Annotated in this window: 11 protein-coding genes, 1 tRNA gene and 3 pseudogenes; 13 read left to right on the top strand and 2 right to left on the bottom strand. The window is 35.5% G+C overall.

Going from position 1 to position 13,128, the window contains the following annotated elements; genetic code table 11:
- The first annotated feature begins 430 nt into the window (after nt 1-430).
- Both RWU19_RS12385 and RWU19_RS12380 read left to right on the top strand, forming a co-directional pair.
- Nucleotides 431-1,123 (top strand): hypothetical protein, encoded by a 693-nt coding sequence (locus RWU19_RS12385; protein ID WP_002329111.1) that lies wholly within the window; start codon nt 431-433, stop codon nt 1,121-1,123.
- Between the two features lie 209 nt (nt 1,124-1,332).
- Entirely contained in the window at nt 1,333-1,605 is a 273-nt protein-coding gene (locus tag RWU19_RS12380; protein WP_002292700.1) for a hypothetical protein, read from the top strand.
- Nucleotides 1,606-1,678: 73 nt separating this feature from the next.
- On the opposite strand, the gene RWU19_RS12375 is transcribed toward RWU19_RS12380, so the two are convergent.
- Nucleotides 1,679-1,761: transfer RNA gene (locus RWU19_RS12375), tRNA-Leu, on the bottom strand.
- 74 nt (nt 1,762-1,835) lie between these two features.
- On the opposite strand from RWU19_RS12375, the gene RWU19_RS12370 reads away from it, so the two are divergent.
- The 11 genes and pseudogenes from RWU19_RS12370 to RWU19_RS12320 form a co-directional block, all read left to right on the top strand.
- On the top strand, nt 1,836-1,997 hold the full coding sequence (locus RWU19_RS12370; RefSeq protein WP_002335007.1) for a hypothetical protein: 162 nt from the start codon (nt 1,836-1,838) through the stop codon (nt 1,995-1,997).
- 147 nt (nt 1,998-2,144) lie between these two features.
- A complete protein-coding gene (locus tag RWU19_RS12365) occupies nt 2,145-3,362 on the top strand; it encodes a pyridoxal phosphate-dependent aminotransferase (RefSeq protein WP_002303757.1) in 1,218 nt (405 codons plus the stop codon).
- Nucleotides 3,363-3,547: 185 nt separating this feature from the next.
- Entirely contained in the window at nt 3,548-4,384 is an 837-nt protein-coding gene (locus tag RWU19_RS12360; protein WP_010732748.1) for a helix-turn-helix domain-containing protein, read from the top strand.
- A gap of 75 nt (nt 4,385-4,459) precedes the next feature.
- A complete protein-coding gene (gene nagA, locus RWU19_RS12355; RefSeq protein WP_002292705.1) occupies nt 4,460-5,608 on the top strand; it encodes an N-acetylglucosamine-6-phosphate deacetylase in 1,149 nt (382 codons plus the stop codon).
- A gap of 352 nt (nt 5,609-5,960) precedes the next feature.
- Nucleotides 5,961-7,016: an AEC family transporter gene (locus tag RWU19_RS12350; protein WP_025478486.1), complete on the top strand. Its 1,056-nt coding sequence runs from the start codon at nt 5,961-5,963 to the stop codon at nt 7,014-7,016.
- Between the two features lie 20 nt (nt 7,017-7,036).
- Nucleotides 7,037-8,055: pseudogene (locus tag RWU19_RS12345) on the top strand (2-hydroxyacid dehydrogenase).
- A 329-nt stretch (nt 8,056-8,384) separates the two neighbouring features.
- Nucleotides 8,385-8,558: pseudogene (locus RWU19_RS12340) on the top strand (recombinase family protein); the annotation flags it as partial.
- Nucleotides 8,559-8,985: 427 nt separating this feature from the next.
- Nucleotides 8,986-9,717, top strand: a complete 732-nt coding sequence (locus RWU19_RS12335; RefSeq protein ID WP_123838112.1) for a hypothetical protein — start codon at nt 8,986-8,988, stop codon at nt 9,715-9,717.
- A 19-nt stretch (nt 9,718-9,736) separates the two neighbouring features.
- Complete coding sequence (locus RWU19_RS12330; protein ID WP_123838111.1) at nt 9,737-9,991, top strand: hypothetical protein; 255 nt, start codon at nt 9,737-9,739, stop codon at nt 9,989-9,991.
- 547 nt (nt 9,992-10,538) lie between these two features.
- On the top strand, nt 10,539-11,000 hold the full coding sequence (locus RWU19_RS12325; RefSeq protein WP_316002781.1) for a hypothetical protein: 462 nt from the start codon (nt 10,539-10,541) through the stop codon (nt 10,998-11,000).
- Nucleotides 11,001-11,128: 128 nt separating this feature from the next.
- Nucleotides 11,129-11,573 (top strand): annotated as a pseudogene (locus RWU19_RS12320) (type VI secretion protein ImpB); the annotation flags it as partial.
- A 385-nt stretch (nt 11,574-11,958) separates the two neighbouring features.
- Here the strand turns inward: RWU19_RS12320 and RWU19_RS12315 are convergent.
- Entirely contained in the window at nt 11,959-12,990 is a 1,032-nt protein-coding gene (locus RWU19_RS12315; protein ID WP_123838110.1) for an ETX/MTX2 family pore-forming toxin, read from the bottom strand.
- Nucleotides 12,991-13,128: the final 138 nt, after the last annotated feature.

Here is a 13,128-nt window from a genome sequence, read left to right as displayed (position 1 = left end):
GTTGTTCCAAAAAGTAAAGTTTTAAGTGATGTCATGAAAAATCTCCTTTATTCGTTAAAAAGTTTTATTTGTTGTGTTCAACGAGGAATACTTTAACACGTGAAAATATTTCATAGGTAAAAGAAGCGTGACAATTTATGACAAATCCACGTTTTTTGTAATAAACACAGTAATTTATGAAATGAAAAGGATTACGTTTAAGAAAAACTAGTTTTTTTTCATTTATTTTTACTATACATCTATATTTAAGAAAGTGTTAAGGTACATTTTTCTCTATGAAAAGTTTTTGCAGATACATAAAAAAGGAAGATTAAATGAGAATTTAATAGCGTTTCTATTAAAATTACAATTGTAATTTAAAAGTGCTTGACATTGCATGTGAAATCACTTACTTTTAGTGAGTAAAAATATTAAATGAAGGAGCTACATAATGAAAAAGAAAATTATTGCTGGTGGGATTGTGGTTGCATTTCTATGTCTAATTGGCTACACAGGCACGCGTTACGCAAATGAAATTATTTTGTGGGGTGGAGAGACAGATATCGATACAATCAATGAGAATCTGACACAGCTTGACCATACGTTGACAGATAAAGAGCAAAAGATTACAGATCTTACCGCACAACTAGCACAAAAAGAACAGACATTGCAAGATTCAAAGGCAGATGTCCAAGAATACCAAGCAAAAGTAAATGAATTAGAAAACCAAAAAAATCAATCGGCAGCAGAAAAACAAAACTTAGAAAGTCAATTAGTCAGCAAGGATGCACAACTACAAAGCAAACAAAATGAAATCAATGCGAAACTAGACGAAATCAACCAAAAAAATGATGAAATCAATCGTTTGAATGCAGATTGGACGGCAAGACTACAAGAAGCACAAGCAAAACTTTCAGAATTACAAAATACTGTAAATGGTTTGAACCAACAAATCGCAACACTGACACAAGAAAAAGCAAATTTAGAAACTCAGTTAGCAGATACGCAAAAAAAATTAGACGAAGCAACTGCTGAAAACACAAGTTTGAAACAATATATTCAAAAGTTAGAAAAAGCAAAAGGCGAAGTGGAAGATACAGCTGATAAATCTCAACAAATCGTTGAAGAACATTTGAGTAAATAATCTTTTATGATAAGTAACCCTTGATCAGCAATGCGGCGACAGCAATTATGCTGTTGCCGCTTTTTTGTTAATAAGTAGTCCTTCATCGTCGCAAGAAGAGTTATATGTTCGTTAAGAAAAATAGCTGGACAAAAAAATCACAAGATAAAAAGTGTTTCTTCTTTACAAAAGGGAATGTATGTTCGTATAATAGTAATGAGGTGAAGGCAATGGAGATAAAATATGGAACAGTAGATAAGATTCGTACGTTGCAGGTCAGCGCCAGACCACTGATTCGTTTTAGCTTAAATGAGGTCAATTGTTTGATTGCTTCCCATAGTTTGAACTTCCTAGCTGAAGTAGACGAAGGGATGAAACTAGTTGTTACAGGATATTACAATAATAGAAAACAATTCGTGGTGAGATCTTATCATGTGTTAGGAAAACCAAAAATTGTGGTAGAATATGAGAAAAGTCTATACCCAAGAAAAAAGGTCCAATAAGATGAAAGAATGAACGAGAAAAAGAAAAGCGGCTGAGACAAAAATGTCCTAGCCGCTTGTTTTGAAAGAAAAATGCAGACGATGGGATTTGAACCCACACGAGCGTACGCTCACAAGACCCTCAATCTTGCATGTCTGCCGTTCCATCACGTCTGCATAAATAATAACACAATAATGATAGCGAGGTTTTACATAGTTGTCAAGCTCAAAAAGCGGGAGGTCTTATGAAGATGGAGAAATATGACGGAGAATTTTCAGGACTGGGGATGATCCTAGGCATATTGATTGGCCTTGCATTTGGTCGTTTTCTATTTGGGTTGATGCTGGGAATCATTTGTGGGATTGCAATGGATTGGGCAGCAAATCTATGGAATGACTATCATGACCAGTAAGTTCTCAGCACTTCTCTGCGTTTTCCCGATACTTATGTTTTTCCTAAATAAGTGGCAAATTTTTCTAGGATGGAGTATGATATTGAAATAGTAAATAACAAAAATTTGGAAAGTTCTAACTTTTTGAAATGAGGGATTGGCTAAGTGATGAGAGAATTTGAAAAATCCAACAAATTAGAAGGTGTTAGTTACGACGTTCGCGGTCCTGTTCTAGAAGAAGCAGAGCGGATGCAAGAAGAGGGCATCAGTATTTTAAAATTGAATACAGGAAATCCCGCACCTTTTGGATTCGAGGCACCAAACGAAGTCATTCGTGATTTGATCATGAATGCCCGTGATTCAGAAGGCTACTCAGACTCCAAGGGAATTTTTTCTGCTAGAAAAGCAATTGAGCAATATTGTCAACTGAAACATTTTCCGAATGTGACGATCAATGATATCTATACCGGAAACGGAGTCAGCGAACTGATCACGATGTGTATGCAAGGGTTGCTAGACAATGGAGATGAAGTACTGGTTCCAATGCCGGACTATCCGTTGTGGACTGCCTCGATTGCTTTAGCTGGAGGTACACCTGTTCATTATATTTGCGATGAAGAGGCAGAATGGTATCCTGATATTGATGATATCAAATCAAAAATAACGAGTCGGACAAAAGCGATCGTCATCATCAATCCTAATAATCCTACTGGGGCACTTTATCCAAAAGAATTATTAGAAGAAATCGTTGAAGTAGCCCGACAAAATAACCTGATTATTTATTCTGATGAAATTTATGACCGCTTAGTGATGGATGGCCTAGAACATATTCCGATTGCTACATTAGCGCCTGATTTGTTCGTTGTTACGCTGAACGGTCTATCCAAGTCTCATCGTGTGGCAGGCTTTCGAGTCGGCTGGATGGTCCTAAGCGGAGATAAATCACACGTCAAAGGCTATATAGAAGGGCTGAATATGTTGTCTTCCATGCGTTTGTGTTCTAACGTCTTGTCTCAGCAAATCATCCAAACGGCGCTGGGCGGTTATCAAAGTGTTGATGAGCTGCTCCTGCCAGGCGGAAGGATCTATGAGCAAAGAGAATATATCTATAATGCAATCAATGATATTCCTGGTCTTTCAGCTGTAAAACCAAAAGCTGCTTTTTATATATTCCCTAAAATCGATACAAAACGATTCAATATTTTGGATGATGAAAAATTCGTCTTGGACTTTTTACATGAACATCATATTCTGCTCGTACACGGTGGCGGATTCAATTGGAACCAGCCAGATCATTTTCGGATCGTCTATCTTCCTAAAATGGATGATTTGAAACAAACAGCTAAAAAAATGAGAGAATTTTTAGCGACATATCGACAAAAGTGACTTAAAAAAAGCAAATTTTCCAGCAAGAGAGCCACAGACAAATATACTGAGGCTCTCTTTCTAATGGAGATCTCTTAAATAACTAAAGTCATATTATTTAGTTGCAAGTCTTTTCTTGAAGTTTGCGACTTCCTAAAGTAAAATACGGATAGAATGCGAATACGCATATTTTGGGGAGGATACTTATGGAAACGTTAATCGAGTCCTTTGGCACGATCATTAAAGAGATTCGAAAAGAACAAAAAATGACGCAAAAGATGCTTTCGCAAGATATTTGTTCACAAAGTGTACTAAGCCGGATCGAAAATAATGAGGAACTGCCGAATGTATTGGTGATGATGCAGATTTGTCAACGGCTAGGAGTAACGATTGATCATGTGATGAATCTCTCTCGAAAAACTACTCGGACAAACGATAAATTATTTGAACTGTTGGATAGTTGTTTCCAAAAACGTGATTATCGCAAGTTAGAACAAGTACTAAAATCTTCTGATATTTCTGAGAATCTGTATCAAGCAGCTGATTTTCAACGATATTATTATTATCTAGGTGTTTGTGAATTCACGTTGCGTCAAAATATTTCTCAGTCTCTTTATTATTTAAAAGAAGCATTAAGCTACTCTAGCCAAAAAGAAAGAATCCATGTCTCTGACACAGAAATACAACTGATTAGTTGTATCGGAAAAATATATGGTGTGGCAGGAAAAACTGCTGAAGCCCGCTACTATTTGAGTCGAAGCATCCAACTGCTGCATCAATCAGCTGATGAACGATCAAAAAGTGAATTTTCGCAAATTTTTTATAATTATGGAAATTTCTTATTCCATCAAAATGAAATTGACGAAGCACTAGAGCAGGTGAACCAAGGAATCTATTGGGCTCAAGAGAAAAATAGTTACTATTATCTCAATGATTTATTTGTGCTTAAGAGCTTGATATACAAGCGTAAAGAAGAACCAGAAAGAGCAGCATTTTATGAAGGATTGGCACAAGCTGTGAAACAAATTTCAAAAAATCTATAAATGGTGTAGACCATTCTTGACTTCTTCTCTAAATAAGAGTACTTTAGAGGTAGAAAAACAAAGGGAGAGAATAGAATGAGAACTTTTATCTATGCTGACAAATTCTTTTTAGCGTCAGGCGTCAAAAATGCAGGCTATCTTGAAATTACCGATGGGCTTTTTGGTGAATACACCAAAGAACTACCTGAGGGAGAAGTCAACATCATTGACCAAAGCGGCAAATGGATTGCTCCTGGTTTGGTAGATACACATATTCACGGCTATATGAATCATGATGTAATGGACAACGATGCAGAAGGTATCAAAGTGATGTCTGAAGGTCTATTATCTTGTGGAGTGACTTCATTTTTACCAACAACATTGACGTCAAGCAAAGAACGTTTAAAAGATGTAGCTGAGACAATCGGCAAAATGTATCAGGAAGCACCAGGAGCTAAAATCAAAGGAATCTATTTTGAAGGTCCTTTCTTCACAGAAGAACACAAAGGGGCACAAAACCCAAGTTATTTCGGTGATCCTGATTTGGATACTTTCCATGAATGGCAAGAAGCTTCAGGCGGTTTGATCAAAAAAATTGCTTTAGCACCGGAACGTCAAGGTGTAGAAGAGTTTGTCAAACAAGTGACTGAAGAAGGAGTAGTTGTTTCTCTAGGGCACAGTAACGCTACGCTAGAAGAAGCGCAAAAAGCTGTTGAAGCAGGCGCCAGCGTGTTTGTCCATGCTTTCAATGGGATGCGCGGATTGAATCATCGCGAACCAGGTATGGTAGGTGCGTTATTATCTTTAGAACATGTCTTTTCTGAATTGATCTGTGACGGACATCATGTACATCCAAATGCGGCAGGAATCCTAATGGAAAAAGCAGGACATGAGCATGTCGCTTTAATTACAGACTGTATGATGGCCGGTGGGATGCCTGATGGAAATTACAATTTAGGTGAATTTCCGGTAGTAGTAAAAGAAGGAACGGCACGTTTGGAATCTGGCAACTTAGCTGGAAGCATCTTGAAATTGAAAGAAGCAATTAAGAATGTCGTGGATTGGGGACTAGCAACACCAGAACAAGCAGTCATGATGGCTAGTCTGATTCCAGCAATCAGTTGTAAAATCGATGACACATGTGGAAAAATCGCTCAAGGACGCGACGCAGACTTTATCGTATTGAACCCTGATATGACATTGGAAGCAACTTATCTAGATGGTGTGGAACGTTTCCACGCATAATATAATCTAAGATAGAGGCTGGGACAGAAGCGTTTAACTCCAAGAAATAAGAAGAAATTCACGAAAATTGCTTTTCAAATTTTTGTGAATTTCAGCTTATTTCCGAAGGAGTTGCTTCTGCTTCCGCCGTTTATACGTGTTTAGAGCGTGAGACAAAAGTGTTCTTTACTTTTGTCCCACGCTCCTTTTTGTATTCTAACGAATATCACTTTACATAAGTTTCAAAAGTTTCTTTAATTCCTTATTGTTCAATAGTTAACAATATAAAGATAAAATAAAAAATGTTAATACGTATTAGCTAAATAGAAGCATTTTTTATTGTGAATAAATGAACAAAAATAGGAGGGAAAAGATGAATTTATTTGATATTTTCCGATCGACTTTGACAGATATGTCGATTGTTAGTGCAATCACTTCAACAGTTTTTATCATATTATTAGGGTTTATTTGTAGAAAAAAGGAAATTTTTTCTGAATCTGTTGGAAAAATCCTATCGAAAGTTGTTTTAACAGTGGCTCTGCCAGCACTTGCATTTCGAGCTTTCATGCAAGATATCAATACAGAACTATTGATGCAAGGAATCAATGTCTTGATTTGGGGGTTAGTGATTTATATTATTCTTATTCTAGTTTCAAGACCTTTTTTCTTAAGTTATAAAGGGGATAAGCAATCAACGTTGCGTGTCCTGACAATCTTTGGTTCTACGACCTTTTTCGGGACACCGATCGTCAGTGCGATTTATGGACCGGTCGGCGTGATGTATTCCTCGATTTTCAACATTGGTTATCGGATCTTTTTGTATTCTTATGGATACATAAAAATGAGTGGCTTGAAGATGGAAGCCAAAAATATCAAAGCGATGTTCGTTAATCCAATCATCATCGCTACTTTTGCCGGCCTTTTTATTTGGCTTTTCCAAGGATATCTTCCACAAGTGTCAGTTACAGGTGCAGAAGGAGAGATAAGCCAAGTAGCGTTTTTGCGAATTGACCAGACAGCACCTTGGCTATTTCAGCCAATGGATTATTTAGCTGGTTTAAGTTCGCCATTGGCATGGCTAGCAATCGGCGCAACATTAGGTGAAGTAAGTTTCAAAAAAGCTGCTTCTGAAAAAACATCATGGTATTACAGTTTAGTCAAAGTGGTATTTGTACCTGCGTTGAATATCGTGATTTTAGCAGTTTTGACGGCAACAAATATTCTACCGGTCAATTTTGAAGCACTGGCAACGATTGTTATCATGATGGCTACACCAGCCGCAACTGTGGCAGCAGCCTATGCTATCAGTTTTGATAGGGAGGCACTTTTAGCCTCTAATGCATCCTTACTGTCAACTATTTTTGCTGTAGTACTGACACCTGTATGGATCGTTGTATTGCAAATGATTCACGGCATAGGTTTGTTTTGATAGGAAATGGAGGAGAAAGTATGAGAATCGCATGTTATGGTGTTCGTCCGAATGAGATCGATTTTTTTGAGCAATTGAATATTTACCATTATGAACTGAGTCTTTATGAAGAACTACTGACGCATGACAATATTGAATCAGCTAAGGCCCATGATGCTGTCCTGCTGAGAGGAAATTGTATAGCAGATGAAATCAATCTTGCAAAAATGCAGAAATATGGGATTCGCTATGTTTTTACCCGAACTGTGGGAGTCAATCATATCGATCTACAAGCGGCAGCTGATTTTGGTATGACAGTAGCCCGTGTCCCATCATATTCGCCAAATGCTATAGCAGAATTATCTTTGACTTTTGCCATGATGCTTTTGAGAAATACAGCGTATACGACGATCCGAACATCTTTCAAAGATTTTCGAGTGGATGAACAAATGTTTAGCCGTGAAATCAGAAATTGCACAGTAGGTATCATAGGAACAGGCAGAATAGGATTGACGGAAGCGGTTTTGTTTAAGGGGCTAGGAGCCAAAGTGATCGGCTATGATATCCATCAGACAGAAGCTGCTAAAAAAGTATTGACGTTTCACTCACTCGAAGAATTGTTAGCAAAAAGCGATATCGTCAGTATCCATGTACCTCACATCCCAGGTGAAAACGATCAAATGATCAATGAAGGATTTTTGGCTCAAATGAAAAGAGGCAGTATCTTGATCAATACAGCTCGTGGAGAGCTTCAAGATAATGAAGCTATTTTAAGAGCTTTGAAAAGCAATCATTTAGCTGGTTTTGCAACCGATGTTTTTGCAAATGAAACAGATGTCTTTTTCCGATCTTTCAAGCCATGGGAGACGATTCCAGATCCTGCTATCCAGCAACTAGTAAATTGTACCCTAGAGTTCTTATAACCCCTCATGTAGGTTCAAATACAGATGAGGCATTGTCAAATATGATTTCGACAAGCTTCGAGAACTTCCGCGAAATAATAGAAACTGGAAAAACAAAAAATGAGGTATCTCTTCCTAAAGCGCGTCAATTAAAATAAGGAAACATGGGCACGCACCACTAATATGTTTAAAAATAGAGGTTGTGACAGAAGTGGTCAGCTTCAAGAAATAAGAAGGAATTTACGAAAATTGCTTCTCAAATTTTTGTGAAATTTCGGCTTATTTTTCGAAGAAGCTACTTCTGGAACACCATTTATTCGGAAAAAAAGGCTGTGACAAGACTTTTGTCTACAGTCTGACATGCAATTGCATGCCTTTTTTGTCAAAAAGAATATTGGAAAAGATTCATAGGGGTTGAGTGGTGTGCTATTATTTTAACAAAAAACATAAGTCACAAAAAAACAAAAACGGAGATTTATATTAATATAAAAATTATCGAGAAGGACGTCTAAGAAGGGTTTTAAATGATCGATACAAACATGCATTAGAATTAATGGAGACAAACAGCATGAGAGAAGTAGAAAAGAAAACCAATATTTCACTGTCTACACTAAAAAGAATCAAAAAACAGGAAAAAGAAGAAAAATTGTCTGCTCAGTAAAGGTCTTATCGCAACTTTTCGTTTATATGTCCTTTGTACGCTATATATCAGCTACGTGGTGCTAGAGGTATATGAAACAACTAAACAGAAAATAGCAGTAGGTTTTAGAAATGTGTATTTAGAATCTAATTTATTTTTCTTACTGCTATTTTCTGTACGGATATTCCAGTGTCCACAAATACGTCATATTGAATTTGATCAGGAGAAAAAATGGAGTTACTTAGAATGATTATTTTAAGCATTCTTAGTAGTAAAAGTTTTAAGTTATATATATAAAAGTTATATATCCCGAATTCCTTAATTTTAGATAATAATTTAAACGAGTTAAATTAGATAACGTGAATAATTTAAAAATAACAATAAAAAATGTTACATTGTTAAAAGAAAGCGTTTTCTTGTTTTAAAAAATTATGGTGGAGGGATTATTTTGAAATCAAAATTTATTTATGGTTTATTGTCTGTAGGTTTAGTGTCAGTGTCTTTAATCGGGATGGGAAGTACTGTAAATGCTGATAAAGTAAATGAAAATTCGGATTTTAAAAATAAAGCAAACGAAATTTTTTACTCTGAAAATAGTAAGATTGAATCAGTTATTGATGAACATGGTGAGCAAAAAACTTTAATTTCGTTAGAGAAAACTACACCTTCATTAAAAAACAACGCTTTAAAAAATACAAAAGAAGTAACAAAAGAAAAAAGCGCAGCTGTATATTCTATGTCTGTAAATGAAGTAATGAAAAAGAGAAATGATTATTTTCTACGAGGAACTGGTTCTTTAGAAGATAGTTCAGGTACGGCAAAAGGAGTTGTTGACGCAAGAGTAACGTATGAATATAATACAATTGGAAGCAGTGGGGTTACCTATTATGGAATTAATTTTGCTGAAGGAAGATACTATCCTTCACAATTTGCCTCTACGAGTGGTAGAAGAATTCATTATGGTCAACAAGGACAGAACCCGTTGTCAGGGTCAGTAAATTTAGCTAGGGATCAATATCCAGGTGCAACAAATTATCAATGGATTTCATATCAGCCAAGTTGGATTAGTGATGCAGAAAGAGTATCGGCAATTTATGGAGCATTAGGAGTAACGACATATGCAACATACACTATGGATGGCAGTTCTGATAACGTAAGCGTTACAGTGTCACCATTCTAAAAAAAAGGTGGGATACTAGTTGAAAAAGTATATGATGACTTTCTTAATAGCGAGCATAATTGCAATTGTTTTTAATATATTTCTAGAAAAAAATATATTGCAATATATTTGGATTGGAGCTTTATTGTTTGGAATAGGGTTATCTGGAACGGCTGTTTCGGGAGATAGAATGCGTGCGAATCAATCAACAGGATCTAGAAGCTATGAACGAAATTATTTTTTATACCCCTTAATTGTTAGTATCCCCTTTTTTATTGTATTCACTTTCTTATAGTATATAAAAATTTAGTCTATTCGAAATGTCTAGCACTTCTCTAGGCATTTTTTATTGTGTTTTTCTTTGGGCATGGAACAACTAACAGGCAAAAAAGAAAAAGCGAACCAATTTTTTGTTGTCGAAGATAAGAATTGGTCTGTGATGGGTCAAAAAGCAGTGGGTAGTTTTGAATAGGGGAAAGAGCAACTTAAAGGTTTGCTCCTAAAAAATCTAGAATCTTTAGATATAAGTAATGTTACTCTAGAATATGTCCATGCACAAAAACGTAAATTTGGTGTAATGATCCGCCCTGGCAAAAGTTTATATATTCTAACTGATAGTTAAGAATGATTCTAAGGCGTTTAAACTTTGTTTTGTGCATGATTAGTTGAACAAGTTCTTTTACAAGTTTTCTCGTTACTGTATTCAGCAAATTAAAATAAGTATTGCCAGTTTCAAGCATAAAATATAAAAATTATCAAAATTGATCATTAATTGTGCTAGAATTGTAATAGTTTTACAACACAATCATTCATTTACTGAATAAAGAAAGTGGGGAGTTTTATTGAAGACTATTGAAGTTGGAGATATTTACTCCTGTAAACAACCTGGTATAAATGGTGTATTTACCGTTAAAGTGATTGAGAGAATGAAGTACAGCGGTTTTCTTGTCGAAGTAATAGATTGTACGGCAGAACAGGCTAAAATTTTGAAAGAAAGTGATTTTAAAATTTTAGCACGTGGTAGCTTACTCACCGAGGTAGTGGAGGAAGTCGTACCAGAAGAACCTGTAGTTGAAGAAGTTTGGACCAACTGGGATATTGAGATTGGACAGATATATTTTTGTACCCACTCAAAAGTAAAAGGTACATTCGAAGTACAAATATTAGCACGACGTAAACGAAATAAGTATCTAGTACGAATTATTCGATGTACGGTGGAACAACGAAAAATTTTAAAGAAATATGGAACTAGATTTGTCGTAAAAGAAAAACAACTGATAGAGAAGTCAAAGAACTTTTTATGATGAATAATCCAAGGCAAAAGAAATAATGTAGCAGAGCTACCTTGTTTCTTTTTTTTACACATCTTTCTTCTTTTTCTTTACAAAAGCGAATGTACGTTTGTATAATATAGAAGAATGGAGTGTTATTTATGATGGATTATTCAAAAGAGCCAGTAAATGATTACTTTTTAATCGATATGAAAAGCTTTTTACTCAAGCGTTGAGTGTGTAGAGAGAAATTTAGATCCATTGACAACAGAACTTGTTGTTATGAGTCGAGCGGATAATACAGGATCAGGGTTGATTTTAGCTTCTTCACCAGCTGCAAAGAAAAAATATGGTATTTCTAATGTCAGTAGACCAAGAGATCTACCGCAGCCATTTCCTAAAACGTTACATGTCGTCTCACCACGCATGAATCTCTATATTAAGCGAAACATGCAGGTAAACAATATCTTTAGAAAATATGTAGCAGACGAAGATTTATTGATTTACTCGATCGATGAATCTATCCTAAAAGTGACTCGATCACTGAATCTTTTTACGATTGAAGGAACAAGAAGTCAACGGAGAAAGAAGCTGGCTCAAATGATCTAGGAAAATGACAACTGAAGAGGTTGCGGAAATTCTAAACGCTGCTGTTACAAAAAATAGGTCTGTATGTATTCAAAAAGAAGAACGAAATGCTGAAGGATACTATCCAGATGATATCCTTTCATAGTGTGAGTTGGGTTTCGAGGACTAGATTTTACCATTTGTCTCTCTAGTTTGTTATACTTTTTTAACAAAATTAGTTAATTACTTCTACTGTATAATAGAAGTAATTAACTAATCTTTTTGAATAAACTCTTACTTTGCTTATGTAGTATTTCGATAGTGTTTCAAAAAATCTTACTATATACTAAGTATAATCGTTAATCAAAGTAGAGTTACATTAGTTTAACACGATACCTTTATATTTTCTCAATTCTTATATTTGTTATTTTACGGTTTCAGGAGTTATATCCATCGGAATTTCTTTTATTACTCTTTCACTACGTGAATCAGTAACATCCACAACTTGTTTTAACAATCTTGTTCCTATTCTTGCATTATACCGAGCATCAGTCCATTGTATATTCGCGTTACCGTTTTGCGAGTTGCTGGTAGACCAACTATCCAGATATGGCCATAGGTAGGCTCTCCCCCCTAAGGTATTCATCAATCTTCTTTGGTGGTTAATAGCATTATTCATATTATAACCGTATCGAGTACCGGTAGAAGGATTTTTGCTAGTAGGGATTACCATAGAAACGTTACTAGAAAGATCTACGGTTCCAGAAGCTGTCCCATACTCAAATAACCATCGTAATACGTAAGTTTTGCCTGCTGGAACTATAATTTCGTCTGCAGGAACATTCCATGTTTTAGTTTGAGTCGTACTAATAGCTCGTGTTGTATTAAAATCATAATTAACTGAAATTGTCGAAGCCGCACTGGCAAAAAGAAAATTCATTTCTACGCTTGTAGACATGGAAGTACCGACAGTATGACTTGTTTGAGTCGTAACAGTATCATTTTGAGTAGTTGTAAAAGCTGCAGTCCTCATAACTTGATCATGACTAGTGTGATTGGTCAATTCTGATTCATGTGCTGCTTCTATTCCTCCATTACCTATAGACATAGACTTTATTTCAGTAACTGGATCATCTACCGATACCCCCCAAGGTTGAAGATCAGGATGCCTATAATTGTCCAATCTTTCACTAACACTTATTTCTCCATTTACGAGACGATTGTACGAGAGGACAAAACCTAGATGTCTTCCTTGGTCCAAGAGTACCTCCATTTTACTGTTGATAAATGCTGATCTACTTTCTTGTTTTTCATTTGAATGTAGTCCAGCATCCCCTTGTTGCTGTGTTTGTTCAACTGTTGCATCTGCATGTATAACCGTAGGCAGTGATGCTCCAATACTTGAACACAATATTAAACCAAGCGAATATAATCTTAACCATTTTCTTTTTTTCATAAATTTCCTCTTTTCTTCTATTTTTTTGTTATATATAACAAATTAAAAATAATATTAGCGCTATCTTTAAGATACAATATATATAAAAAAAAGTAAATATTATTTTATTTTTTTTATATTATATATATGATTTTATTT

Source organism: Enterococcus sp. 2STP, from assembly GCF_032465635.1.
GTDB classification, from domain to species: domain Bacteria; phylum Bacillota; class Bacilli; order Lactobacillales; family Enterococcaceae; genus Enterococcus_B; species Enterococcus_B lactis.
The sequence above is the reverse complement of the archived record's forward strand: the minus strand, read 5'-3'. Positions and strand labels throughout refer to the sequence as shown.